The sequence below is a fragment of the Rhodoferax sp. TS-BS-61-7 genome, from assembly GCF_002943465.1.
Taxonomy (GTDB): domain Bacteria; phylum Pseudomonadota; class Gammaproteobacteria; order Burkholderiales; family Burkholderiaceae_C; genus Allorhodoferax.
In genome coordinates this window covers 515,068-539,130 of record NZ_PTQY01000002.1, presented here as the reverse complement: position 1 = coordinate 539,130, position 24,063 = coordinate 515,068, and the positions used below count along the sequence as shown (strand labels likewise).

Here is a 24,063-nt window from a genome sequence, read left to right as displayed (position 1 = left end):
TACGCTACACCGATGACCGCTTAGCCCGGGCGCTTCATCTGGCAGCTGGTGGGGGTGCTGGACACGTAAGACTCGAAGGTTTTGACCGGGGCCAAGGTCATGCCGGTGTTTTCAGGGCTGTAGGGGTACTTCTTATCCGCCTTTTGCCATACGGTCATGTACAGGGGCTGCTGCAGTTGGTGGTCGGTCTTGCGCATTTCCACCTCACCGTTGTAGCTCTTGAACTTCATGCCTTCCAGGGCCACCGCCACCTTGACGGGATCGGTAGACTTGGCCTTGGCCATGGCTTCGCTCAGGGCGGTGTAAATGTGGATGACGGAGCCGGTGTAGAAGTCGTCGTTGAACTTGGTCTTGAAGTCGGCTGTCCACTTGTCCATCTGGCCACCCATGTTGTAGTGGCTGTACGCGATCTGGTAGACACGGCCGGCAGAGTTGGTGCCCAGCGCGGTGGGCGTGCCGCTCACCCCGGTGTAGTAGGTGTAGAAGCTGCCGGTGTAGCCGCCTTCGTTGGCTGCCTTGACCAGCAGGGCCAAGTCAGACCCCCAGTTGCCGGTGATCACCGTGTCGGCACCCGAGGCCTTGATCTTGGCGATGTAGGGCGAAAAGTCGCGCACCTGGGCCAGGGGGTGCAGGTCGTCGCCGACGATTTGCACGTCTGGGCGCTTGCGGGCCAGGGTCTCTTTGGCGTAGCGCGACACCTGCTGACCATGCGAGTAGTTTTGGTTCAGCAGGTAGACTTTTTTCACGTCTTTTTTGTCGGCCATGAAGGTGGTCATGGCTTCCATCTTCATGGAGGTGTCTGCGTCAAAACGGAAGTGCCAGTAGTTGCACTTGCTGTTGGTGAAATCGGGGTCCACGGCGGAGTGGTTGAGGAAGATGACTTCCTTGCCGGGGTTGCGTTCGTTGTGTTTGGCCACAGCGTCAATCAGCGCACCGGCCACGGCCGAGCCATTGCCCTGCGTGATGTAACGCACGCCCTGGTCCAGGGCCGACTTGAGCGCGTTCAGGCTCTCGGTGGGGCTGAGTTTGTTGTCAATGCCAATGACTTCAAATTTGACGCCTGCAGGGTTGTTGGTGCTGAACTTTTCGGCAAAGAACTGAAAGCTCTTGAGCTGGTTGGTGCCCACGGGCGCCATCAAGCCGGACAAGGGGTCGATCCAGGCGATTTTGACGGTCTCGCCTTTTTGCGCGAGGGCATTTTGGGCACAGACCACCAAGGCAGCTGCAGCGATGAATTTGAGTGTGGTTGTCATGGTTTGTCTCCTGTAAAACTCAAGCCTGCGCAGCGTACATTTATTTGTGCAGTGCAGCGCAAGGGTTTCCACCAAGAGGTATCACCCATGCGACTGCGCGCACTGTTTTAGAGCGCGGGCAAGCGGTAGTCCCGCAGCATTTCACGCAACTTGCTCTTCTGCATCTTGCCCGTGCCGCCCAGCGGAATTGCATCCACAAACACCACGTCGTCGGGCACCTGCCACTTCGCTGTTTTACCTTCGTAAAAGGCGAGCAACTCATCGCGTGTGACATCGCTGCCAGGCTTCTTGACCACCGCAATGATGGGGCGCTCGTCCCATTTGGGGTGCTTCATGCCGATGCACGCGGCCATGGCCACGGCGGGGTGGGCCATGGCAATGTTCTCCACATCAATCGAGCTGATCCATTCGCCGCCGGACTTGATCACGTCCTTGCTGCGGTCGGTGATTTGCATATAACCATCGGGGTCGATGGTGGCCACATCACCCGTGGGGAACCAGCCATCCACCAGCGGCGAACCGCCCTCGCCTTTGAAATATTCACTGATGATCCAGGGGCCTTTGACCAGCAGGTCGCCATAGGCCTTGCCATCCCAGGGCAGCTCTGCACCAGCCTCGTCCACGATCTTCATGTCCACGCCATAAATACCGCGGCCCTGCTTCAGGCGCACCTTCATCTTGTCGGCCGAGTCCATGGGCAGGTGTTTGTTCTTGAGCGTGCACACCGTACCCAGGGGCGACATCTCGGTCATACCCCAGGCGTGCAGCACTTCCACGCCGTACACATCGTTAAACGCGGTGATCATGGCCGGCGGACAGGCCGAACCGCCAATCACGGTGCGCTTGAGGGTGGAGAACTTGAGACTGGCAGACTGCATGTGCGCCAGCATCATTTGCCACACCGTGGGCACACCGGCAGCAAAGCTGACCTTCTCGGATTCGATCAGCTCAAAGATGGACTTGCCGTCCATGGCGGGGCCGGGGAACACCAGTTTGGCACCGGTCATGGCGGCGGAATACGGCAGGCCCCAAGCGTTGACGTGGAACATGGGCACCACCGGCAGCACGCTGTCGCGTGCACTCATGTTCAGGGCATCAGGCAAGGCACCCGAGAACGCATGCAGGATGGTGGAGCGGTGGCTGTACAACGCAGCCTTGGGGTTGCCGGTGGTGCCACTGGTGTAGCACATGCTGGAGGCCGAGTTTTCGTCAAACTCGGGCCAGCTGTATTGCTCGGGTTGGCCCCCCATCCAGGCTTCGTAACTTTGCAGACCGGGGATGCCGGTGTCGGCGGGCAGCTTGTCCGCGTCGCACAACGCAATGAAATGTTTGATGGTGGTGCAGCGGCTGTGCACGGCCATGACGATGGGCAGGAAGGTCATGTCAAAACACAGCACCTGGTCTTCCGCGTGGTTGGCAATCCAGACGATCTGGTCCGGGTGCAGGCGCGGGTTCAGCGTGTGCAACACGCGGCCCGAGCCGCTCACACCAAAGTACAGCTCCAGGTGCCGGTAGCCATTCCAGGCCAGCGTGGCTACGCGGTCGCTGAACGCCAGGTCCAACTGGTCCAATGCATGGGCCACCTTGCGGGCGCGCACCGCCACTTCTTTGTAGGTGGTGCGGTGGATATCCCCTTCCACGCGACGTGACACCACTTCACCCTCGCCATGGTGGCGCTCCGCAAAATCAATCAGGGTAGAAATCAGCAGTTGCTGGCTTTGCATCAAACCTAACATGGGTCACCTCTGTAATTATTTGGACGATCGCTGCGCGCCGCGACGGGTGTCGCCTACGCGTCGCCGCATGGTAATCCCAGCAAGCCCCTGAAAAAGGCCTGCATTAGTCATATGCGGGACAATTCAGCCATGCCTATTTCGTCACATCTGGACGACCCACTGGAGGTGGGTCTGTCCTGGGTCAATCGCTTTGCCACGCTGGGCGATGACTTTTACGCCGCACTCTCCCCCACCCCCTTGCCTGCCCCCTACTGGGTGGGCCGCAGCAGCAGCGCCGCGCAGGCCTGGGGCCTGGGGCCGCAGTGGCTGCAGTCGGACGACGCCCTGCAAGCCTTTACCGGCAACCGCCCGCTCGCGGGTGGGCTGTCACTGGCCAGTGTTTACAGCGGCCACCAGTTTGGACAGTGGGCCGGCCAGTTGGGCGATGGCCGAGCCATCCTGCTGGGCGAAACGCCGGGCTGGGAGGTGCAGCTCAAGGGCGCGGGGCTGACCCCGTTCTCCCGCATGGGCGATGGGCGCGCCGTCTTGCGCAGCAGCATTCGGGAATTCCTGGGGAGCGAAGCCATGCACGGCCTGGGCATCCCCACCTCACGTGCGCTGTGCGTGACGGGTTCGGACGCGCCGGTGCGCCGCGAAGAGATGGAGACCGCGGCCGTGGTCACACGCCTGGCACCCAGCTTTATCCGCTTTGGCCACTTCGAGCATTTTTGCCACCACGGGCACCACGACCAGCTCAAGGTGCTGGCCGACTTTGTGATCGACACCCATTACCCCGAATGCCGCACCGATGCGCGCTGGGGCGGCAACCCCTATGTGTGCCTGCTGGCCGCGGTGACCGAGCGCACCGCGCAAATGGTTGCGCAGTGGCAGTCTGTAGGCTTTTGCCACGGGGTGATGAACACCGACAACATGAGCATCCTGGGGCTGACGATTGACTACGGCCCCTTCCAGTTCATGGACGCCTACGACCCCGGCCACATCTGCAACCATTCGGACCACCAGGGCCGTTACGCCTTTTACAAACAACCCAATGTGGCGTACTGGAACCTGTTTTGCCTGGGCCAGGCGCTGATGCCACTGATCGCCGAGCAGGAACAAGCCATTGCAGCGCTGGAAACCTTCAAAGCCATTTACCCGCTGGCATTTGCCCAACGCATGGCCGCCAAACTGGGCTTTGCCGAGCTGCAGGAGGCGCACCGCCCGCTGATCGAAGACATTCTGAAATTGCTGGCGGCCGACAAGGTGGACTTCACCATCTTCTGGCGCCGCCTGAGCCACTGGGCGCGCGAGCAGCGCGCAGATGACGCCTCGGTGCGTGACCTGTTTCTGGATCGGACCGGGTTTGATGCCTGGTTGCTATCGTATTCGGAGCTGCTCGCGCATATTCCACGAGGGCTAGCGGCCGATTTGATGCTTAAAACCAACCCCAGGTATGTGCTGCGGAACCATTTGGGCGAAGAGGCCATCCAAGCCGCCAAGCGCAAGGATTTCACCGTGGTCGCCGATGTGCTGAAAGTTTTGGAGCACCCGTTCGACGAACACGAGGAGCACGCGGCCTGGGCCGACTTTCCGCCCGACTGGGCGGGCAGCATCGCCATCAGCTGCAGCTCCTGAGGATGTGGCCCCCACGCTCCACCGCTCTGCGGGTCGCTGTCCCCCAAGGGGGCATGTCTCCCCTTGGGACGGCCCGGCGGGAAAACAAGACTTAACCAAGGAACCTCTATGACGTACCCCGTGACCAAAACCGACGACGAATGGAAGGCCCTGCTGGCCGAGAAAGGCGCCGAACCCGCGGCCTTTCAGGTGACGCGCCACGCCGCCACCGAGCGCCCGTTCAGCGGCAAGTACGAACGCCAGTGGGCCGATGGCAGCTACCATTGCATCTGCTGCGGCAACACGCTGTTTGATTCCGAGACCAAGTTCGACGCGCACTGCGGCTGGCCCAGCTTCTCGCTGGCCGTCCCCGGCGCCATTAAGGAAATCACCGACACCAGCCACGGCATGCGGCGGGTGGAAACCGTGTGCAGCCAGTGCGGCGCGCACCTGGGCCATGTGTTTGATGACGGCCCCACCGACACCGGCCTGCGTTATTGCATGAACTCGGCATCGCTACACTTCACGCCTGCATGAAAACCTTCCTCGACTTTTTCCCCATCCTGCTGTTCGTCGGCGCCTACAAGTTTTACGACATCTACGTGGGTACTGCCGTGCTCATGGGTGCCACCGTGTTGCAGATGGCCGTGATTTACGGCATGGACCGCAAGCTCCAAGTCATGCACAAGATCACACTGGTGCTGATTTTGGGCTTTGGCGCCATGACCTTGGCGCTGCACGACGACCGCTTCATCAAGTGGAAGCCCACGGTGCTGTACACCGTCATGGGCATTGCCCTGGCGGTGGCCGTCTGGGGCCTGAAGAAAAACTTCCTCAAGCTGCTGCTGGGCAGCCAGCTGGAGCTGCCCGATAGCATCTGGCACAAGCTCAATGTGGCGTGGATTGTCTATACCTTGTTCATGGCGGCCATCAATGCCTATGTGGTGCTGTACTACAGCACCGAGACCTGGGTGAACTTCAAGCTCTGGGGTTATGTGTTTCCGCTGGTGTTCATCATTGGGCAGGGGCTGTACATTTCGCCCTATCTCAAGGGGGACGAAGCATCCCAGGACAAACCCGCACCATGACCGCCACCCCCACCGCCGCCAACCTGCAGATTCGCCTGCAAGAACGGCTGGCCCCTAGCCGCCTGGAAGTGCTGGACGAAAGCTACCAACACGCCGGCCATGTAGGTGCCAATGACACGGGTTTTGGTACCCACTTTCGGGTGCGTATCGCTTCACAATTGTTTACAGGTAAGAGCCGTGTGGCGCGCCATCGCCTTGTGTATGATGCGCTGCAAGATTTCATTGATCAGGGCTTGCATGCCCTGGCCATTGAGGCCGAAGACTCGCCCTCTGGCAGCACCCCCACTTGATAAAAGTATCCCTGAAGGAAACGGTATGAAGAAGCACATTTTGACCGCCCTGGCCGCCGCTGCGCTGCTGAGCGCCGCCTCGGTCGCCATGGCCCAGAACATCGCCATCGTGAACGGCAAAGCCGTTCCCAAGTCCCGCGTGGATGCCTTGGCCGAACAGGTGAAGCGCTCCGGCCGTCCCGTGACGCCCGAAATGCAAGGCCAGCTGAAGGAAGAAATCATCGCCCGCGAAATCTTCGTGCAGGAAGCCCAGGCCCGCGGCCTGGACGCCACCGAGGACTACAAGAACCAGTTGGAACTGACCCGCCAGTCCATCCTGATTCGGGAACTGTTTGCTGACTTCCAGAAGAAGAACCCGGTGACCGATGAAGAAATCAAGGCCGAGTACGACAAGTTTGCCGCGACCAACGCTGGCAAGGAATACCGCGCCCGCCACATCTTGGTCGAAAAAGAAGATCAGGCCAAGGCCATCATTGCCAAGCTGAAAAAGGGCGGCAAGTTTGAAGACATCGCCAAGAAAGAGTCCAAGGACCCCGGCTCCGGCGCCAATGGCGGTGACCTGGATTGGGCCAACCCCAGCAACTACGTGAAAGAGTTCTCGGACGCATTGGTAGCTTTGGCCAAGGGCAAAACCACCGAGACCCCGGTGAAGACCCAGTTTGGTTATCACATCATTCGTCTCGAAGACATCCGCGATCCCCAGTTGCCCAAGCTTGAGGACGTGAAGCCCCAGATCGCCCAACAGCTGACCCAGCAGAAGATGGGCAAGTTCCAGGAAGACCTGCGCGCCAAAGCCAAGGTGGAATAATTCCCCGGGCTTTCTGCGAAGCATTACAGTCAAAGCGCGGCCCCGGCCGCGCTTTTTCTTTGCCCGTCGTTTTTATGAGCCGCAAACCCGACCTTAGCCACCCGGACGACCAGCAGCTGGTGCGCCAGCACAGCCCGCTGGTGGGCAAGATTGCGCGCTCCCTGGCCCACAACATGCCGCCCAATGTGCTGACGGACGATCTGGTGCAGGACGGCATGCTGGGGCTGATTGACGCCATCATCCGCACCACGCGGGAGACATCTGGGGCGGAGTTTGAGCATTACCTGGCCCAGCGCGCCCGCGGGGCGATGATCGACGGCCTGCGGGCCCTGGACCCCGCCACCCGCCAGGTACGCCGCAGCATGCGGCTGGTAGAGCAAACCCTGCAGCAGCTAGGCCACCAATTGGGGCGTGCCCCAGCCGAAGGCGAAGTGGCCCAAGCCATGGACATGGCGCTGGAGGACTACCGCCAGCTGCTGCAGCAAGCGCATGGGTATTTGCTGGTTTCGCTGGACGACCTGGCCGAAAACGCCGACATGCACGGCTACCTGGAGCAATGTGCAGGCAGCGATACCGACCCGCTGGTGCTGCTGGAACGCTCGGTGTTTCGCAAGGCACTGGCCAGCAGCCTGCGGGCACTTAATGCGCAGATGCAGGAATTACTCAACCTGTATTACGTGGAGGAGCACAAGATGCACGAGATCGGTACGCGGATGGGCCTGAGCGAATCCCGTGTCTCCCAACTCCACGCCAGCGCCATCGCCGGCTTGCGCGCGCAGCTGCTGGACGCCGAGCAAAACCAGCAACTGCTACAGCCGCGCCGGGCGGTACGTTAGGCGGCGAGCCACAGCAGTGCCAGCAGCACCGGCTGGTGCAGCATGTAGTAACTCAGGCTCCAGGCTCCCAGCCAGGCCAGCGGACGCAGGGCTGGCCCAGGCACCCAGGCCGGGCCAGCTAACCGCCGGCGCAGCCACCACTGGGTGGCGGCCACGCCCCACCACATGACACCCATCCATGGGACCAGCGGAACATAGTCCTCGGTGATGGGTTTGGTGTTGATCAAGCCCAACCAGTTGAGCGGTGTTTCATTAAAGAAAGTGGCCAACCAGCCCGTATCCATTGCGCGAGCAGCTATGTATTGCATAGCAATTGCCAGCGCCCCCAGCCACCAGAGCCAGCGGCCCCAGTGCACGGTAAGGCGCGCGATCAGCAGCATCACAGCCATGCCGTGCAGTACGCCAAAGTAGATGTAGCTGTTGGGAAACATGAGCGCAGAACCCGCCGTGACCAGCAGCGCACACAGGGCAATTTGCCCCCAGCGTCGCCAGAACTGGGGCCAGCGCTGGCCTTGTTGGCCGGCCAGCGCCTGCCCGGCCCCGGCGCACAACAAAAACAGGCTCAGAATGAAAGTGCGCTGCCATGTCCACACCGGATCGGTGTAAAAGTTTTGCTGTATCAAACCCGCGTTTTGCAGGTCAAAACAGAAGTGATAAACCGTCATCCACAGCATGGCCACGCCGCGCAGCACGTCAACACTGGCGTGGCGCAAAGGCTTCATGCAGCGCCACGCCTCTGCTGGGCCGTGCCCCACAGGCTCAGGGAGAGCCCGAAACTGGCGCACAGCAGCACACACAACGCCAGGCCACTGCCTCCCAGACCACTGATGGCCAATGCAAAACAGGGGGGCCCCAGCGTAGCGCCCAGGTTACCCATTTGCGCCACGGCGCCATTGGCGCGGGCCTGCTGGGCGGGCTCCTCGTTCAGAAAAGGAATCAGCGCAAACGAACTCCCCCCTGCTAGTCCGGCCGCAAACATGAGCACCAGCGCCACCGGTGCCACCCACCAGCCCGCCCACAACCCCACACCCCAGGCTAGGCCGCTCACTCCGACCGAGACAAAAGCCCAGCGCGTCAGGCGCAGCGGTGACAACCAGTACTGCGCCACCCAGCCGGCGCAAAACGTACCTGCCACCCCGGTCAGCGGCAAGGTGGCGGCAAGCCAAACCCGGTCTGCACCACCCTGCTGGGGCAAAAACGTCAGCAGCGCTACCGCCATGCCGGTGTAGCCCAGAAAACACAGACCCGGCAAAGCGGTGGTCCAGCGTGTATAGATGTGAACATGTTGTCGAAGCAGGGCCTGCAGGTGCAAGGGCATTAGGTGCCACTGGGTAGGCGCCCCTGGTGCGCGTTGGCGCAGCACATCGGCGGGCAAAAGTAGCGCGACCGCCACAGCCACCACCGCCAAGCCCAACGCATGAACCTGGAACAGGGCTGCAAGCCCAAAACGGTCAATAAAAGGCAGCCCCGCCGCACCGGTAATGGCAAAGGCCACGCCAACAAAGGTGCTCCACAGCCCCATCGCAATGGCCCGGTGCTGCGGCGCGGCGCTGGCGGCCATGAGGGTTGGCGCGGCCACCACCACGGCCAGGTGCGAGGCCCCTTCGAGTACGCGGCTGGCCCAAAACCAGGGCAAGGGCAACAGGAATGACTGGGACAAGGCCAGCAGCGCCCCCAGGCCCAAACCACCCACCAGCAGGCGCCGGTAACCGATGCGCGGGGCCAGCAGCCCCATGGTCACCCCCAGCAAGAGGCCCACCATCCCCACGGTGGACAACACCCAGCCCATGCTGGCAGCGGTGGCCGCGTAGTGGTTTTGCAACTCAACAAATGCCACGGCAATTTTGGCAAATTGCATGGCGGCCAAAATGCCGCTGAGCCATAACACGGCCACACGGGGCCAATGGGTAGAGGGTGTGGGTGTAGGAACTTGGACCATGGGAAGCGCCGCAGTGTACCGCCTGGGATCGGCGGCTGGGATAATCCCAAGCCATGTCTTTGCAAGATTTTCAACTTGAACTTTTGGCACCTGCACGTACGGCAGACATCGGCATCGAAGCCGTCAACCACGGGGCCGATGCGGTCTACATCGGTGGCCCCGGTTTTGGCGCACGGTCAAGTGCCGACAACAGCGTGGCCGACATCGCGCGACTGGCGCACCATGCGCACCGCTTCAACAGCCGCATCTTCGTCACCATGAACACCATCCTGCGGGATGACGAGCTGGAGCCCGCGCGCCAGCAGGCCTGGCAGCTGTATGAAGCCGGGGTCGATGCCCTGATCGTGCAGGACATGGGCCTGCTGGCCATCGACATGCCACCGCTGCAACTGCATGCCAGCACCCAGACCGACATCCGCACGCCTGAAAAAGCGCGTTTTCTACAGGACGTGGGGCTTTCCCAGATCGTGCTGGCGCGTGAACTCACCACCCAACAAATCGCAGCCATCCGCGCCGCCACTGATCCTGAAAAGTGCACGCTGGAGTTTTTCATCCACGGTGCCCTGTGTGTGGCCTACAGCGGCCAGTGTTACATCAGCGCCGCCCACACCGGCCGCAGCGCCAACCGGGGTGAGTGCAGCCAGGCCTGCCGCCTACCCTATCAGGTGGTGGACGACAAGGGCCGCTTTGTAGCCCACGACAAGCACGTGCTATCCATGAAGGACAACAACCAGAGCGAGAACCTGGCCGCGCTGGTGGATGCGGGTATCCGCAGCTTCAAGATCGAGGGCCGTTACAAGGACATGGGTTATGTGAAAAACATCACCGCCCATTACCGCAAGCTGCTGGACCGCCTGATCGAAGACCGCCAAGACTCGGACCAACCGTTGGCACGTAGCAGCAGCGGCATCACCACGTTCACCTTCGAGCCCGACCCGAACCAGAACTTCAACCGCGAGTTCACCGACTACTTTGTGCAGGGCCGCCAAATTGACATCGGCGCCTTCGACAGCCCCAAGAACCCGGGCCAGACCATTGGTTTTGTCACCAAAGTCAACACCGACAGCGTGGAGCTGGAACTGAACGACCGCAACCAGGCGCTCAGCAACGGCGATGGCCTGTGCTACTACGACCTGCAGAAGGAACTGGTGGGCCTGGCCATCAACCGCGCAGAGGCCCTGAACGCAGCCAAGGGCCTGTGGCGCGTCTTCCCCAAAGACCCGCTACCCGGCCTGAAAGACCTGCGCAAGGGTGTGGAGGTGAACCGCAACCGCGATGTGAACTGGACCCGCGTGCTGGACAAAAAAAGCAGCGACCGGCGTATTGGCGTCTGGGCCACCCTGCAGCAGACGGCGCGGGGCATTGCGCTCACGCTGACCGACGAAGACGGCTTCGTGGGCACGGCCCAGACTGACCTGAGGCCTGAACCTGCCAAAGACCCTGCCGCCGCAGATGCCAGCAACCGAACCCAAATCAGCAAACTGGGCGCTACGATTTTTGAAGCAACTTCCGCAGATGTGACGGGGGCTAAGGGCCTGTTTGTGCCTGCATCGGTGTTGAACCCCCTGCGCCGTGAGGCGGTGGAAGCGCTGGAGCGTGCCCGCGCAGCAGGCTTCCAGCGCCTGACGCCCACCCCACCGGTGGAGCCGCCTGTGGCCTACCCCGAGGGCACCCTGAGCTACCTGGCCAACGTGTTCAACCAGGCCGCCCACGGCTTTTATGCCAAACATGGCGTGAAGGTCATTGCCCCGGCCTACGAGGCCGTGGAAGAACTTGGCGAAGTGAGCCTGATGATCACCAAACACTGTGTGCGCTTCTCGCTGAGCCTGTGCCCCAAACAGGCCAAGGGCGTGATGGGCGTGCAAGGCCAGGTGAAGGCCGAGCCACTCCAGCTCATCAACGGCAAGGAAAAACTTACCCTGCGCTTTGACTGCAAACCCTGCGAGATGCATGTGGTGGGCAAGATGAAGACCAGTGTGGCCAACCAGAGCCGCCAAGAACTGCTGGAGGCCGCGCAGGGCGTGCCCATGGCTTTCCACAAAACCCGGCCACGCCAGGAATTCGGCCACTGAGGAGCGGTACACGCCAGACCCATGCCCATGCGGCAGAGCCATGCCTGTGTGAAGTGTTATCCGAAGGGACTGGACAGCCCCGGCCCAGACTCGCTACCCTAGGCCCTGGGCGACCCATCGGGTTTTGTCCTTTACCGGAGACGCAACATGACGACTTCGACCGCTCCCCTCCCCCAAGGCAGCCACGATGTCAGCCCGCTGGCGGCGGCCATTGCCCGCAACACGGATGAAGGCGGGCTGGGCAAATTCCTGGAGAGTTACCGCTGGAGCGTGCTCGCCCAGTACGTGCAGCCCGCCACCTTGCCACGCGGGCACCTGCTGATTGCCCAGGGTGCCCGGGAGCGAAGCCTGTACTTTCTGGAAAGCGGTGACCTCAAGGTGGACACCAAAACCAGCGCAGGCCTGGTGCACCTGGCCATTTTGGGGCCTGGCACGGTGGTGGGGGAAGGCAGCTTTTTTTCGGGCTTGCCGCGTAATGCCTCGGTGGCGGCCTATAGCGACTGCAAAGTCTGGGAGATGGGTTTGGCCCGGTTTGCCTCGCTCGCGCACGAACACCCCAGCGTGGCTTTGGCCCTAAGCCAGGCCCTAGGCGCGGTAATGGCCAGCCGCATGCTCGATGTCAGCAAACGGCTGGCGCTGACCTAGCTCATCGCGGCGGGTTGGGTGGGGTGGACAACAGCTGCCACGCCAGCCGCAAACCCAACCAGGCATTGCCAATGGCAAACACCGCAATGACCAGACTGGCCAATGCGGTGAGTGGGTAGTGCTGCACGATCCACACCAGGGCCGTGGACAGCCCATTCAGCGCCAGCATGAGCCAGAACGCAGGCTTGCGTGGCTGGAACAGGCGGCGCCAGTGGATCATGCGACTTCGGTCACAAACTGCTCACGGGCACGGCGCACCTTTTTCAGGCTCACCAACCAGTCACCCTCGTCTGCGCGGTAACCAAGCGGCAGAATCGCCACGCTGCGCAGGCCGCGGGCCTTCAGACCCAAAATTTCGTCCAGCGCCTTGGGATCGAACCCTTCCATGGGGGTTGCGTCCACCTGCTCTTCAGCTGCAGCAATCAGCGCGGTACCCAGGCCAATGTAAGCCTGGCGGGCGGCGTGTTGGTAGTTAACCTCGGCATCGCGCTGGGGGTACATGCCCAGCAGCATCTGGCGGTAGTTTTCCCAACCTTCGTTCTTGAAGCCACGCTCGGTGTTCACCAGATCAAACATGGTGTTGATGCGGTCGGCGGTGTAGTTGTCCCAGGCGGCAAACACCAGCAAGTGCGAGCTGTCGGTGACTTGCTCCTGGTTCCAGGCGATCGGTTTGATACGCTCGCGCACTTCTTTGCTGGTCACCACAAACACTTCGTAGGGCTGCAGGCCGCTGGAGGTGGCGGTCAGGCGAATCGCCTCCAGAATGCGGTCCAGCTTCTCTTGGGGCACCACTTTGGCGGGGTTGAACTTTTTGGTGGCGTAACGCCATTGCAGCTTCTGGATCAAATCGGACATGTCATCTCGAAAATTGGTTGGTAAGGCAACAGATTTTGGGCAACTTCGCCGGATTACAAGGCCAAGGAACCCAATTCACGGAGTGCGGCCTACCGCATTCCCCGGCGCCCAGCCAGGATGCCCGAAAAGTGCTACCAGTCTGCCTTGCTGAGGATCAACCCGCCGTACACCATGCTACCCACGGCGATGGCGGGCAAGTTGTACAGCCAACGGACCCTGCGCGCGGCGCCAGAAGCCAACGCCAGAAACTCCGCCACCCCCAGGCCCAAACGCTGCGCCAACAAGTACGACGCCAGCAAACCCACAACACCGGCGCCTATAAACCAGGCCCCCGTCCCTGCTTGCATCAGATGGGCGTCGCCCCAGAGCCAATCCCAAGCGAATACCACACCTCCCAAAACCATGGCCAAAGCCCACCAAGAGATGGTGGTAAAGGCTCCCAGCACCGCCACCGCCGCGGCCGGGGCCAGATAGGAGAAGCGTCGAACGGCGGCTAGTTCCAAAGCTCAGCGGCGTTTACGCCACCCACTTGCGCGCGTTGTGCCAGAGCTGCATCCACGGGCTGTGCGCGTTCTGGTCCAGGTTGGTCCAGCTCATCTGCACATTACGGAACACACGCTCGGGGTGCGGCATCATGGCGGTGAAGCGGCCGTCGGCCGTGGTCACCGCGGTCAACCCGCCGGGGCTGCCGTTGGGGTTGAACGGGTAGGCTTCGGTGGCCGCACCGCTGTTGTCCACGTAGCGCATGGCTGCAATCGCCTTGTCCGCATTGCCGCGGTACTTGAAGTTGGCAAAGCCCTCACCGTGGGCCACGGCAATCGGCAGGCGCATGCCGGCCAGGTCCTTGAAGAACAGGCTGGGCGACTCCAGCACTTCCACCAGCGAGAGGCGTGCCTCAAAGCGCTCGCTCTGGTTGGTGGTGAAGCGTGGCCAGTCTTGTGCGCCGGGGATGATGTCCGCCAGCTCGGCAAACATCTGGCAGCCGTTGCACACGCCCAGGCCGAACGTGTCTTGGCGGGCAAAGAAAGCCTTGAACTGGTCGGACAGGCCGTCGTTGAAGGTGATGCTGCGTGCCCAGCCAATGCCAGCGCCCAGTGTGTCGCCGTAGCTGAAACCACCGCAGGCCACCACGCCCTTGAAGTCGGCCAGCTTGGCGCGGCCGGTCTGCAGGTCGGTCATGTGCACGTCGTAGGCCTCAAAGCCGGCTTCGGTAAAGGCGTAGGCCATTTCCACATGCGAGTTGACGCCCTGTTCGCGCAGCACGGCCACCTTGGGGCGGTTTTTCAGGATCGCCGGCGCTATCGTTTTAGTAGCTGCTTGCGCAGACTCCACGAGGGCCAGGGCACTATTTGGCATGTAAACATGCAGGCCGGGGTCGTTTTCGGCACCTGCTGCTGCGTGCTCGGCATCGGCACACACGGGGTTGTCGCGCTGCTGGGCAATCTTCCAGCTCACGGCGTCCCACACCTGGTGCAGGTCGGCCAGTTTGGCGCTGAAGATGCTCTTGGCGTCGCGCCAGATTTGTAGCTCACCCTTGCCCGCGGCAATGGCGTCGGTGGCGGGACGGGTCTTGCCGATGAAGTGGCTGAACTTGGACAGGCCATGCTCCCGCAGCGTCGCCATAACGTCCGAGCGTTCGGCCGTACGCACCTGCAGCACCACGCCCAGCTCTTCGCTGAACAGCGCCTTGAGCGTCAGTTCCTCACGGCGGGCACCCACCTGCCCTGCCCAGTTCTTGCTGTCGCCCACATCCATGCGGCTATCGCTGATGCCGTCGCCTTCGGTGACCAGCATGTCCACATTCAGCGCCACGCCCACACGGCCCGCAAAGGCCATTTCGGCCACCGTGGCCAGCAGGCCACCGTCGCCCCGGTCGTGATACGCCAGTACTTGGCCCTTGGCACGCAAGGCGTTCACAGCGCTCACCAGGTTCACCAGGTCTTTGGCGTCGTCCAGATCGGGCACGGTGTCGCCGGTCTGGTCCAGCGTTTGCGCCAGGATGCTGGCGGCCATGCGGTGCTGGCCCTTGCCCAGGTCGATCAGGACCAGGGTGGTGTCGTCGGTGGCGTTCAGTTGTGGCGTCAGCGTGCCGCGCACGTCCTGCAACGTGGCAAAACCGCTCACGATCAGGGACACGGGGGAAGTGACCTTCTTGTCCTTGCCCTCGTCTTTCCATTGCGTGCGCATGGACAGGCTGTCCTTGCCCACTGGGATGGAAATGCCCAGGGCTGGGCACAGCTCCATGCCCACGGCCTTGACCGTGGCGTACAGCGCAGCGTCTTCACCGGGCTCGCCACAGGCGGCCATCCAGTTGGCAGACAGTTTGACGCGTGGCAGCTCAATCGGCGCAGCCAGCAGATTGGTAATCGCCTCGGCCACCGCCATACGGCCGGACGCAGGCGCGTTGATCGCGGCCAGCGGCGTGCGTTCACCCATGGACATGGCTTCACCGGCAAAACCCTTGAAGTCGGCCAGCGTGACGGCGCAATCTGCCACAGGCACTTGCCAGGGGCCCACCATCTGGTCGCGGTGGGTCAGGCCACCGACGGTGCGGTCGCCAATGGTGATCAGGAAGCGCTTGGACGCAACGGTCGGGTGCGCCAGCACGTCGATGACGGCCTTCTGGATGTCCACGCCGGTCAGGTCCAGTGGCTTGAAGGTACGCGCCACGGTCTTCACATCGCGGTGCATCTTGGGCGGCTTGCCCAGCAGCACGTTCATGGGCATGTCGACGGGCGACTCTGCGCCCTCGTCCACCAGCTGCAGTTGGCGCTCTTCAGTCGCCACGCCAATCACCGCAAACGGGCAGCGCTCGCGCTCGCACAGTGCTGTGAACTGGTCCAGCGACTCGGGCGCAATCGCCATCACATAGCGTTCCTGGCTCTCGTTGCACCAGATTTCCTTGGGCGCCATGCCGGACTCTTCGAGCTTCACGGCACGCAGGTCAAAACGCGCACCACGGCCCGCGTCATTGGTCAACTCGGGGAAGGCGTTACTCAAGCCACCCGCGCCCACGTCGTGGATCGCCAGGATGGGGTTTTGGTCGCCCTGCATCCAGCACTGGTTGATGACTTCCTGAGCACGGCGCTCGATCTCGGGGTTACCGCGCTGCACGGAGTCAAAGTCCAGTTCGGCTGCGTTCGCGCCCGTCGCCATGGAACTGGCGGCGCTGCCACCCATGCCGATGCGCATGCCAGGGCCGCCCAATTGGATCAGCAGGCTGCCGGCGGGGAATTCGATCTTGTGCGTCTGGCCGGCATCGATGATGCCCAGGCCACCGGCAATCATGATGGGCTTGTGGTAACCGCGTGCCACGGTGTCCACATCGCTGGCCACGGTCTGTTCGTATTCGCGGAAATAGCCCAGCAGGTTGGGACGACCAAATTCGTTGTTGAAGGCTGCGCCACCCAGCGGGCCTTCGACCATGATTTGCAGCGGGCTGGCAATGTGCTCGGGCTTGCCCATGGTGCTGCCCCAGAGCTTGGACACGGTAAAGCCGGTCAGGCCCGCCTTGGGCTTGGAGCCGCGGCCGGTGGCGCCCTCGTCGCGGATTTCACCGCCCGCGCCGGTGGAGGCGCCGGGGAATGGAGAGATCGCAGTCGGGTGGTTGTGGGTCTCCACCTTCATCAGGATGTGGTTGGTTTCGCTATGTTTTTCGTAGCTGGCTGCGCTTATTTCACGGAGGCTAGAGGCTGATTTGGCTACAAAGCGCTCGACCTGCACGCCTTCCATGACGGAGGCGTTGTCCGAGTACGCGACCAGCATGTATTGGGGGGCCAGTTGGTGCGTGTTGCGGATCATGCCGAACATGCTCTTGTCCTGCGCCACGCCGTCGATGGTGAACTGGGCGTTGAAAATCTTGTGGCGGCAGTGTTCGCTGTTGGCCTGGGCGAACATCATCAGCTCCACATCGGTGGGGTTGCGGCCCAGCGTGGTGAAAGCGTTGACCAGGTAATCAATCTCGTCGGCGGCCAGGGCCAGTCCGAACTGGGTGTTGGCTTTCACCAGCGCATCCTTGCCACCGCCCAGCACATCCACATGGTCCATGGGCGCGGGCTGCAGCGCGTTGAACAGCTCCTGTGCCTGGGCGCGGTCCAGCATGGCGCTTTCGGTCATGCGGTCGTGCAGCAGCGCGGCCAAGGCCTGCAGTTGCTCGGGTGTCAGCGCGGTTTTGGACAGCAGCCCGTTTTTCAGCGTCAGGCGGTACTCCACCAAGCGCTCGATACGTTTAACGGCAAAACCGCAGTTGTGGGCAATGTCGGTCGCTTTGGACGCCCAAGGACTCACGGTGCCAAAACGGGGGCTGACCACGATGCTGGCACCGTCCACCGGACCGGTGTAGGGGTCGCCATAGGTCAGCAAGGCGGCCAATTTGGCGGCCAGGGGCTGCTCCAGCGGGGTTTCGGTGGCCACCAGATGCACAAATCGGGCAGAAATGCCCGAAATCTTGTCATGCACGCCCTGCAGAAGCGGCAAAAGCTGTTGAACGCGGAAATTGCTCAGGGCGTTGCCGCCTTCGAAAGAAGTGATGTGCAGGGTCACGGTGGTGGCCTAGGAAAGATGAAGCGTGCCCGAAGGGCTGGATGGGTGAGCGGTGATTTTAACTGGCTGTGCGGCGGGCTTTGGGGCGACAGAAGGCCTTTCCCGGGCGCACAATTTAGGCAGGGCGCAGGCCCGTCCCGCCAACCGGAGAATTGTCAGTGGCGCTTTTATCCAAATTTCGCAATCTTTTCCAGGCGCCCTCGGCCCCGGCGGCCCCTTTGCCCATCATCGACCCCACCGGGCATCTGCCCGAGCGGCGCGTGCGTCCGCGGCTCAATGCCCGGCCCGATCTGCGCATTGTGGTGATTGACGACTCGGCCACCGTATGCGCGGCCTTGCGCAAGATCTTGCAAAGCATTGGCCTGAACGTGCGCATTGCCGGCGACGCCGAAAACGGCCTGGCTATGGTGATGGCCGATCCGCCGGACCTGATTTTTCTGGACATCGTGCTGCCGCAAATGAACGGTTTTTCGGCCCTGCGGGTGCTGCGCCGCAACGCGCTGACCCGCGCCATTCCGGTCATCATGATCAGCGGCAACGAGCAGGCCACCGAGCAGTTCTTTGGCAGCGCCATTGGTGCGGACGATTTCATGAAGAAGCCCTTCTCGCGGCTGGAGGTGTTTGAGCGCATCGAACGCCTGCTGGACGAGCAACACGTGCCACGCCGCAAAACCCCCATGACCATGCCCGCGCCGCTGGGCAGTTGACACTGCTGACCCAGCCCGCTTGAATGCGGCCTAAGCCCGGAGATCAGTTGCCTGCTTTGCCAGGCTTCTTCTGCAAGGCGCGCAGATCATTCGCCAGTTGTTCACTCGCCATACGCATTTTTTCCATCATGGGGCTCAACAAAGCGGGCATGGCGGCCATGACGCCCTGCATGACCTGAGGCATTTTTGCGATCATGGACTGCCCCGTCGGGCTTTGGTAGAAGGCAATCATTCCATCCACTTCTTCTTGGGTGAAATACTTGGAATACAGCTGCAGGTTGATCGATTTCATCAGCTCTGGGGTCAAGGTTTCGCCCATGATCTCTGACGATCTGGCCACGTAGCGATCCAATACTTTCTGCTCTTCTGCCGTAGGTTTTTTGCCTGCCAGGGCCTGCTCCATGCTGGACTTCATCAGGCCCTGGATTTGGGGCCGTACCGAATCCATCATCTTCTCTACCTGGACCAGGTTCAGCAGCAATTCAATAGACTGCTGACTGGGGGCCGCCGCATGCGAGACCAATGAACACGCCGCAATCAGCGACGCCACAAGAATACGTTTCATCTTCTTCTCCCTGAAAACCACAATGCTAACGGCAACGAAAGACGCAAACGCATCGGGTCTGGGATAATCCCGCCCCATGACTATCACCTACAAAGACGCTGACGGCGTTGCAGGCATGCGCGTGGCGGGCAAGCTGGCCTCCGAAGTTCTGGACTACCTCACCCCCTTCGTCCAACCCGGCGTCACCACCAACGCACTCGACAAGCTGGCGCACGACTTCATCACCCAGGTCCAAGGCGGCATTCCCGCCCCGCTCAATTACACCGGCGGCGGCAACATCCCCTACCCCAAGTCCATCTGCACCTCGGTCAACCACCAAGTCTGCCACGGCATCCCCAACGACAAGCAGCTCAAAAAGGGCGACATCGTCAACATCGACGTCACCGTCATTAAAGATGGCTGGCACGGCGACACCAGTCGCATGTTCATGGTGGGCGAGGTATCGATTGCCGCCAAGCGCCTGTGCGCCATCACCTACGACGCGATGTGGCACGGCATCAAAATGGTCAAACCCGGCATCCACCTGGGCGACATCGGCCATGCGATCCAGAAATTTGCCGAAGGCCAGGGCTTTAGCGTGGTGCGCGAGTTTTGCGGCCACGGCATCGGCCGCATCTTCCACGAAGAGCCGCAAGTGTTGCACTACGGCCGCCCTGGCACGCTGGAGAAGCTGGTGGAAGGCATGACCTTCACCATTGAGCCCATGATCAACGCCGGCGGCAAAGACATCAAGGACGGCCCTGAAAAAGACGGCTGGAGCATCGTCACCAAAGACCGCTCGCTCTCCGCCCAGTGGGAGCACACCGTGCTGGTGACTCCTACCGGCTACGAGGTGATGACGCTGTCGGCAGGCAGTCCGGCCACCCCGGCCTTCGTCAGCGCCTGAGTTCCCAAACCCCATGACCGAGCTGCAGGCCCTGCGCGCCGAGTACCGCGCGCACAAAGCGCAGTTGCTGCAAACCATTGCGGCGCCCCAATCGACCGGGCGCGCCGTGCGCAAGGTGCTGCAACGCATGTCCCAGCTTACCGACAGCGTGCTGGTGCGCCTGTGGCAGCAGGCTGGCCTGGGTGAACCCTTTGCCTTGCTGGCAGTGGGCGGTTTTGGACGCGGCGAGCTGTTCCCGCACTCGGATGTGGACGTGCTGGTGCTGCTGCCCGACGGCCAGTCGCCCGAGTTTGATAGCGAACTCAAGAAGAAAATCGAAGCCTTTATTGGTAGCTGCTGGGACGTGGGCCTGGAAATTGGCTCCAGCGTGCGCACCCTGGCCGACTGCCTGGCCGAGGCCGAAAAAGACGTGACGGTGCAAACCGCGCTGCTGGAGTGCCGCCTCATCACGGGCAACCAGGCGCTGGTGACCCAGTTCCAGCAGGCCTTTTTTGCGGCCATGGACCCCAAGGCATTTTTTGTGGCCAAAACGCTGGAAATGCGCCAGCGCCACACCAAGTTTGAAGACACGCCCTACTCGCTGGAGCCCAATTGCAAAGAGTCGCCCGGTGGCCTGCGCGACCTGCAGGTGATCTTGTGGGTGGCCAAGGCGGCGGGCTATGGCAAGGACTGGGCCGACCTAGCGGCCAGCGGCCTGGCGACGGATTTCGAGGTCAAGCAGATCCAACGCAACGAGACCCTGCTGCTGCTGATTCGCGCGCGCCTGCACCTGATTGCCAACCGGCGTGAAGACCGCCTGATCTTTGACATGCAGACCGCTGTGGCCGAGTCGTTTGGCTACATCACCCTGGCGCCCGACCCGAACAAACGCAACTTTGTGCGCGCCAGCGAAGCGCTGATGAAGCGGTATTACTGGGCTGCCAAAGCGGTGACCCAGCTCAACCAGATTTTGTTGTTGAACATTGAGGAGCGGCTCAACCCCTCCACCCATGCGCCACGCCGTATCAATGCGCATTTCAACGACAAGGCCGGCATGATCGACGTGGCCAGCGACGACCTGTACCGCCGCAACCCGCACGCGATTCTGGAAACCTTTCTGATCTACCAGACCACGGTTGGCGTGAAAGGCCTGTCGGCCCGCACACTGCGCGCGCTGTACAACGCACGTGACCTGATGGACGCCAAGTTCCGCAGCGACCCGGTCAACCGTGCCACCTTCCTGCAAATCATGCAGGCGCCCGAAGGCATTACCCATGCCATGCGCCTGATGAACCAGACCTCGGTGCTGGGGCGTTACCTCTGGGTGTTCCGCAAGATCGTGGGCCAGATGCAGCACGACCTGTTCCACGTCTACACCGTGGACCAGCACATCCTGATGGTGCTGCGCAATGCGCGGCGCTTCTTCATGGGGGAGCATGCGCATGAATATCCGTTTTGCTCGCAACTGGCCTCGGGTTGGGACAAGCCCTGGATTTTGTACGTGGCCGCACTGTTCCACGACATTGCCAAAGGCCGCGGTGGCGACCACTCGGAGCTGGGCGTGGACGAGGCACGCCGCTTCTGCAAACAGCATGGCATTGCCGCCGAAGATTCCCAACTCATCGAGTTTCTGGTCGGCGAGCACCTGACCATGAGCCGCATTGCGCAGAAGTCCGACCTGTCGGACCCTGAGGTGATTGCCGCGTTTGCCAAGCGGGTGGGCAACGAACGTTACCTGACCGCGCTGTACCTGCTGACCGTGGCCGACATCCGCGGCACCAGCCCCAAGGTGTGGAACGCCTGGAAGGGCAAGCTGCTGGAAGACCTGTACAAATACACCGCCCGCGTGTTGGGTGGCCGTGCGCCCGACCCCGATGCCGAGGTGGAGGCCCGCAAACGGGAAGCCTTGGTGATGATTGCGCTGTACGCCATGCCGTTTGAGGCGCACAAGCCGCTGTGGGACACGCTGGACGTGAGTTATTTCATGCGCCACGACGCAGCCGACATTGCCTGGCACACCAAACAACTCTCGCGCCATGTGGGCACCCCCCAGCCCATCGTGCGGGCCCGCCGCTCGCCCGTGGGCGAAGGCCTTCAGGTGCTGGTCTACACCCAAGACCAGCCCGATTTGTTTGCCCGCATCTGTGGCTACTTTGACCAGGGTGGCTTCAGCATTCTGGATGCACGCGTCCACACCACCCACCAGGGTTATGCGCTGGACACCTTCCAAGTGGTGACCACGGCCGACATGGACGAGCACTACCGCGAGATGACCAGCCTGCTGGAAACCGGCCTGTCGCAGGCCATTGCCGAGGCTGGCCCCCTGCCAGCGCCCAGCCGGGGCCGGGTCTCACGCCGGGTCAAGAGTTTCCCGATCGCGCCGCGTGTGTCGCTCAAGCCCGACGAAAAAGCGCAGCGCTGGCTGCTCAATATCTCGGCCAGCGACCGGCTGGGCCTGCTCTACAGCGTAGCCCGCGTTCTGGCGCGCCACAACATCGTGGTGCAGCTGGCCAAGGTGGCCACACTGGGTGAACGTGTCGAAGATACCTTTCTCATCCACGGCCCGCAGCTGCAGCACAACCGCGCGCAGATCGAGATCGAAACCGAGCTGCTGGACGCCCTCAAAGCCTAGGCACTGCAGGCGTGCCGTACACGCAGGCCCGCATGCGTCCACCGTGTTTGGCCGCGTACAGCGCCTTGTCGGCCTGGGCAAACAACTCCGCCGGCCCACCCGCCAGCACGGTAGACCAAGTGGCAATGCCAATGCTGACCGTGACATGGGGGGCTGTGGGGGAGCTGTCGTGACGTATGGCCAACGCAGCCAGTGCTTTCATGACCTTGTCGGCCATGGCAGCAGCACCGGCATCGCCGGTATCGGGCAGCAGCAGGGCAAACTCTTCGCCGCCCAGGCGGGCCGGCAAATCTTGCTGACGGCAACTCGCGCGCAACAAGGCGCCTAGCTGGCGCAACACCGCGTCCCCCTCGGGGTGGCCATAACGGTCGTTGTAGAGCTTGAAGTGGTCTACATCCAGCAGCAACAAAGACAAAGGCTCTGTACGCCGCCCCAAGCGCACCAGCTCGTGGGCCAGGCGCTCGTCAAACTGGCGGCGGTTGGCAATGCCGGTGAGTGCATCGGTGCTGGAGAGTGTTTCCAGCGTGCCGACCTGCTCCCGCAGCACCGCCAGCAGGCCGTTGATGCCCTGGGTCAGGGCGCCAATTTCATCCGGCCGGTCGTAGGCCAAGGTTTGCTCCCAGCGCCGGGTGGCGCTGAGTTCAGCCACATCCAGGCGCAAACGGGCAATCGGGCGCACCAGCCACCAGTGCACCGTGATCAGCAGCACCAAGCCGGTGGCCAGGGCCACCACGGCCAGCTGCACCAGCACGTCCTTGATCACGCGCTGGCCCTGTGCCATGAGCTTGCGGTCCATGTGGATGCGCACCCAGGCCAGCGGTTGGGCCTCCAGGTCCTGCAACAGGTACTTCAGGGTAATGGCTTCGGGCGCAAACTGCGCCTGCAAGTCGCCGTGTTGGAGGTAGTTGAAATCGGGCAGCTTCCAAGCCACAGCGGCCACCTCGGTCTCGGCCGGCTGGGCGGCCGTGTTCTCGACCGTGAAGGCCGCGCCGGCGTACTGGGCCATCACCTCCAGCGTGCGGGCATCCAGTTCGCGCGCCATCACCACCGTTCCCACCGCCGGGCCCATGCCGTTGCTTTGCACAATGCCGGTCCAGCAGACCACGCACAGCGCGTTTTGCAGGCGCGCCAGGCCACACGCAGTACGCCCCGCTTGCTGCGGCTGCCTGGCCCAACGCCGCAGCAGTGGGGCCACCAGATCCCCCGCCTGGGCCACGGTGCCACCGCCAAACGCCCGGGCGCCAAAGCCATGCACCTGGCCCTGCAGATTCATCAGCAAAATGGCATGGAGGTTGGAGCTTTGCATAGCCTCTTGGCCAATATTGCTGCGCTCGAAGACGGTGTCGGGCCGTTGCATGTGGCGGTAGAGCTGATCCCAAAACGCCCAGTCGTGGTTGAGCGCGCTCACGGTCGACATCTGCTCGTCAAAGCCGCTGACCACGCGCTTGGCGCTGTCCAGCGCAAAGTTGCGCTCCATGTTGTCAAAAGTGGGCAGCAGGCTGTTTTTCATCAGCAGCAAGCCCAGGCTACCCATGCAACCAAACACCAACGCAAACACCACCACGATCCGGGGGCCAATACCCAGACCGGCCAACAGGGGGCGACCGGGCTCGCTCATGGGTGGAACCAGACGTGCA

The 24,063-nt window shown here is 62.2% G+C and carries 21 protein-coding genes; 11 read left to right on the top strand and 10 right to left on the bottom strand.

Going from position 1 to position 24,063, the window contains the following annotated elements; translation table 11 throughout:
• Nucleotides 1-20: 20 nt before the first annotated feature.
• Nucleotides 21-1,253 (bottom strand): branched-chain amino acid ABC transporter substrate-binding protein, encoded by a 1,233-nt coding sequence (locus C5F53_RS08370; protein ID WP_105260893.1) that lies wholly within the window; start codon nt 1,251-1,253, stop codon nt 21-23.
• Nucleotides 1,254-1,360: 107 nt separating this feature from the next.
• Complete coding sequence (locus tag C5F53_RS08365) at nt 1,361-2,989, bottom strand: 3-(methylthio)propionyl-CoA ligase (protein WP_105260892.1); 1,629 nt, start codon at nt 2,987-2,989, stop codon at nt 1,361-1,363.
• A 129-nt stretch (nt 2,990-3,118) separates the two neighbouring features.
• Between C5F53_RS08365 and C5F53_RS08360 the strand changes: the two genes are divergently transcribed.
• The 6 genes from C5F53_RS08360 to C5F53_RS08335 all read left to right on the top strand — a co-directional run bounded on the left by C5F53_RS08360 (nt 3,119) and on the right by C5F53_RS08335 (nt 7,604).
• Nucleotides 3,119-4,603 (top strand): YdiU family protein, encoded by a 1,485-nt coding sequence (locus C5F53_RS08360; RefSeq protein WP_105260891.1) that lies wholly within the window; start codon nt 3,119-3,121, stop codon nt 4,601-4,603.
• Between the two features lie 108 nt (nt 4,604-4,711).
• Complete coding sequence (gene msrB / locus C5F53_RS08355; RefSeq protein WP_105260890.1) at nt 4,712-5,119, top strand: peptide-methionine (R)-S-oxide reductase MsrB; 408 nt, start codon at nt 4,712-4,714, stop codon at nt 5,117-5,119.
• A complete protein-coding gene (locus C5F53_RS08350; RefSeq protein WP_105260889.1) occupies nt 5,116-5,670 on the top strand; it encodes a septation protein A in 555 nt (184 codons plus the stop codon). Before msrB ends, C5F53_RS08350 begins: the two co-directional genes overlap by 4 nt.
• On the top strand, nt 5,667-5,960 hold the full coding sequence (locus C5F53_RS08345; RefSeq protein WP_105260888.1) for a BolA family transcriptional regulator: 294 nt from the start codon (nt 5,667-5,669) through the stop codon (nt 5,958-5,960). Before C5F53_RS08350 ends, C5F53_RS08345 begins: the two co-directional genes overlap by 4 nt.
• 25 nt (nt 5,961-5,985) lie before the next feature.
• Nucleotides 5,986-6,768, top strand: a complete 783-nt coding sequence (locus C5F53_RS08340) for a peptidylprolyl isomerase (protein WP_105260887.1) — start codon at nt 5,986-5,988, stop codon at nt 6,766-6,768.
• 74 nt (nt 6,769-6,842) lie between these two features.
• On the top strand, nt 6,843-7,604 hold the full coding sequence (locus C5F53_RS08335; RefSeq protein WP_105260886.1) for a FliA/WhiG family RNA polymerase sigma factor: 762 nt from the start codon (nt 6,843-6,845) through the stop codon (nt 7,602-7,604).
• On the opposite strand, the gene C5F53_RS08330 is transcribed toward C5F53_RS08335, so the two are convergent.
• Nucleotides 7,601-8,326 (bottom strand): heparan-alpha-glucosaminide N-acetyltransferase, encoded by a 726-nt coding sequence (locus C5F53_RS08330; RefSeq protein WP_105260885.1) that lies wholly within the window; start codon nt 8,324-8,326, stop codon nt 7,601-7,603. The genes C5F53_RS08335 and C5F53_RS08330 overlap by 4 nt on opposite strands.
• Nucleotides 8,323-9,543: an MFS transporter gene (locus C5F53_RS08325; protein WP_105260884.1), complete on the bottom strand. Its 1,221-nt coding sequence runs from the start codon at nt 9,541-9,543 to the stop codon at nt 8,323-8,325. The genes C5F53_RS08330 and C5F53_RS08325 overlap by 4 nt, the downstream gene beginning before the upstream one ends.
• A gap of 53 nt (nt 9,544-9,596) precedes the next feature.
• Here C5F53_RS08325 and C5F53_RS08320 point away from each other — a divergent pair, with 53 nt between their 5' ends.
• Both C5F53_RS08320 and C5F53_RS08315 read left to right on the top strand, forming a co-directional pair.
• Complete coding sequence (locus C5F53_RS08320; RefSeq protein WP_105260883.1) at nt 9,597-11,615, top strand: U32 family peptidase; 2,019 nt, start codon at nt 9,597-9,599, stop codon at nt 11,613-11,615.
• A gap of 147 nt (nt 11,616-11,762) precedes the next feature.
• A complete protein-coding gene (locus C5F53_RS08315; protein ID WP_105260882.1) occupies nt 11,763-12,260 on the top strand; it encodes a Crp/Fnr family transcriptional regulator in 498 nt (165 codons plus the stop codon).
• 1 nt (nt 12,261) lies between these two features.
• Here C5F53_RS08315 and C5F53_RS08310 read toward each other — a convergent pair whose 3' ends face one another.
• The 4 genes from C5F53_RS08310 to purL form a co-directional block, all read right to left on the bottom strand.
• On the bottom strand, nt 12,262-12,480 hold the full coding sequence (locus tag C5F53_RS08310; protein WP_236635295.1) for a hypothetical protein: 219 nt from the start codon (nt 12,478-12,480) through the stop codon (nt 12,262-12,264).
• Nucleotides 12,477-13,115 carry an NAD(P)H-dependent oxidoreductase gene (locus C5F53_RS08305; RefSeq protein WP_105260881.1) on the bottom strand — a complete coding sequence of 213 codons (639 nt, stop codon included), beginning with the start codon at nt 13,113-13,115 and terminating at the stop codon, nt 12,477-12,479. The genes C5F53_RS08310 and C5F53_RS08305 overlap by 4 nt, the downstream gene beginning before the upstream one ends.
• A gap of 131 nt (nt 13,116-13,246) precedes the next feature.
• Nucleotides 13,247-13,618 (bottom strand): hypothetical protein, encoded by a 372-nt coding sequence (locus tag C5F53_RS08300; RefSeq protein ID WP_146097326.1) that lies wholly within the window; start codon nt 13,616-13,618, stop codon nt 13,247-13,249.
• Between the two features lie 13 nt (nt 13,619-13,631).
• Nucleotides 13,632-17,657: a phosphoribosylformylglycinamidine synthase gene (gene purL / locus C5F53_RS08295; protein WP_105260879.1), complete on the bottom strand. Its 4,026-nt coding sequence runs from the start codon at nt 17,655-17,657 to the stop codon at nt 13,632-13,634.
• Nucleotides 17,658-17,815: 158 nt separating this feature from the next.
• Between purL and C5F53_RS08290 the strand changes: the two genes are divergently transcribed.
• Entirely contained in the window at nt 17,816-18,364 is a 549-nt protein-coding gene (locus tag C5F53_RS08290) for a PleD family two-component system response regulator (protein WP_105260878.1), read from the top strand.
• A gap of 43 nt (nt 18,365-18,407) precedes the next feature.
• On the opposite strand, the gene C5F53_RS08285 is transcribed toward C5F53_RS08290, so the two are convergent.
• Complete coding sequence (locus C5F53_RS08285) at nt 18,408-19,007, bottom strand: DUF2059 domain-containing protein (RefSeq protein WP_105260877.1); 600 nt, start codon at nt 19,005-19,007, stop codon at nt 18,408-18,410.
• On the opposite strand from C5F53_RS08285, the gene map reads away from it, so the two are divergent.
• Both map and C5F53_RS08275 read left to right on the top strand, forming a co-directional pair.
• Nucleotides 19,006-19,815 carry a type I methionyl aminopeptidase gene (gene map, locus C5F53_RS08280; RefSeq protein WP_105260876.1) on the top strand — a complete coding sequence of 270 codons (810 nt, stop codon included), beginning with the start codon at nt 19,006-19,008 and terminating at the stop codon, nt 19,813-19,815. The genes C5F53_RS08285 and map overlap by 2 nt on opposite strands.
• 13 nt (nt 19,816-19,828) lie before the next feature.
• Entirely contained in the window at nt 19,829-22,426 is a 2,598-nt protein-coding gene (locus C5F53_RS08275; RefSeq protein ID WP_105260875.1) for a [protein-PII] uridylyltransferase, read from the top strand.
• On the opposite strand, the gene C5F53_RS08270 is transcribed toward C5F53_RS08275, so the two are convergent.
• The gene (locus tag C5F53_RS08270; RefSeq protein WP_105260874.1) at nt 22,416-24,044 is read right to left on the bottom strand and encodes a diguanylate cyclase domain-containing protein; all 1,629 of its coding nucleotides are present in this window, start codon (nt 24,042-24,044) and stop codon (nt 22,416-22,418) included. The genes C5F53_RS08275 and C5F53_RS08270 overlap by 11 nt on opposite strands.
• Between the last annotated feature and the right edge of the window lie 19 nt (nt 24,045-24,063).

Bases quoted from the DNA above. Each gene is read 5' to 3' on its own strand.
- C5F53_RS08310 (WP_236635295.1), bottom strand. From the start codon at position 12,480: ATGATCCACTGGCGCCGCCTGTTCCAGCCACGCAAGCCTGCGTTCTGG.
- C5F53_RS08285 (WP_105260877.1), bottom strand. From the start codon at position 19,007: ATGGGGCGGGATTATCCCAGACCCGATGCGTTTGCGTCTTTCGTTGCC.
- C5F53_RS08340 (WP_105260887.1), top strand. From the start codon at position 5,986: ATGAAGAAGCACATTTTGACCGCCCTGGCCGCCGCTGCGCTGCTGAGC.
- msrB (WP_105260890.1), top strand. From the start codon at position 4,712: ATGACGTACCCCGTGACCAAAACCGACGACGAATGGAAGGCCCTGCTG.
- C5F53_RS08365 (WP_105260892.1), bottom strand. From the start codon at position 2,989: ATGTTAGGTTTGATGCAAAGCCAGCAACTGCTGATTTCTACCCTGATT.
- C5F53_RS08360 (WP_105260891.1), top strand. From the start codon at position 3,119: ATGCCTATTTCGTCACATCTGGACGACCCACTGGAGGTGGGTCTGTCC.
- C5F53_RS08315 (WP_105260882.1), top strand. From the start codon at position 11,763: ATGACGACTTCGACCGCTCCCCTCCCCCAAGGCAGCCACGATGTCAGC.
- C5F53_RS08330 (WP_105260885.1), bottom strand. From the start codon at position 8,326: ATGAAGCCTTTGCGCCACGCCAGTGTTGACGTGCTGCGCGGCGTGGCC.
- C5F53_RS08320 (WP_105260883.1), top strand. From the start codon at position 9,597: ATGTCTTTGCAAGATTTTCAACTTGAACTTTTGGCACCTGCACGTACG.
- C5F53_RS08370 (WP_105260893.1), bottom strand. From the start codon at position 1,253: ATGACAACCACACTCAAATTCATCGCTGCAGCTGCCTTGGTGGTCTGT.
- map (WP_105260876.1), top strand. From the start codon at position 19,006: ATGACTATCACCTACAAAGACGCTGACGGCGTTGCAGGCATGCGCGTG.
- C5F53_RS08335 (WP_105260886.1), top strand. From the start codon at position 6,843: ATGAGCCGCAAACCCGACCTTAGCCACCCGGACGACCAGCAGCTGGTG.
- C5F53_RS08270 (WP_105260874.1), bottom strand. From the start codon at position 24,044: ATGAGCGAGCCCGGTCGCCCCCTGTTGGCCGGTCTGGGTATTGGCCCC.
- C5F53_RS08275 (WP_105260875.1), top strand. From the start codon at position 19,829: ATGACCGAGCTGCAGGCCCTGCGCGCCGAGTACCGCGCGCACAAAGCG.
- C5F53_RS08350 (WP_105260889.1), top strand. From the start codon at position 5,116: ATGAAAACCTTCCTCGACTTTTTCCCCATCCTGCTGTTCGTCGGCGCC.
- C5F53_RS08305 (WP_105260881.1), bottom strand. From the start codon at position 13,115: ATGTCCGATTTGATCCAGAAGCTGCAATGGCGTTACGCCACCAAAAAG.
- C5F53_RS08325 (WP_105260884.1), bottom strand. From the start codon at position 9,543: ATGGTCCAAGTTCCTACACCCACACCCTCTACCCATTGGCCCCGTGTG.
- C5F53_RS08345 (WP_105260888.1), top strand. From the start codon at position 5,667: ATGACCGCCACCCCCACCGCCGCCAACCTGCAGATTCGCCTGCAAGAA.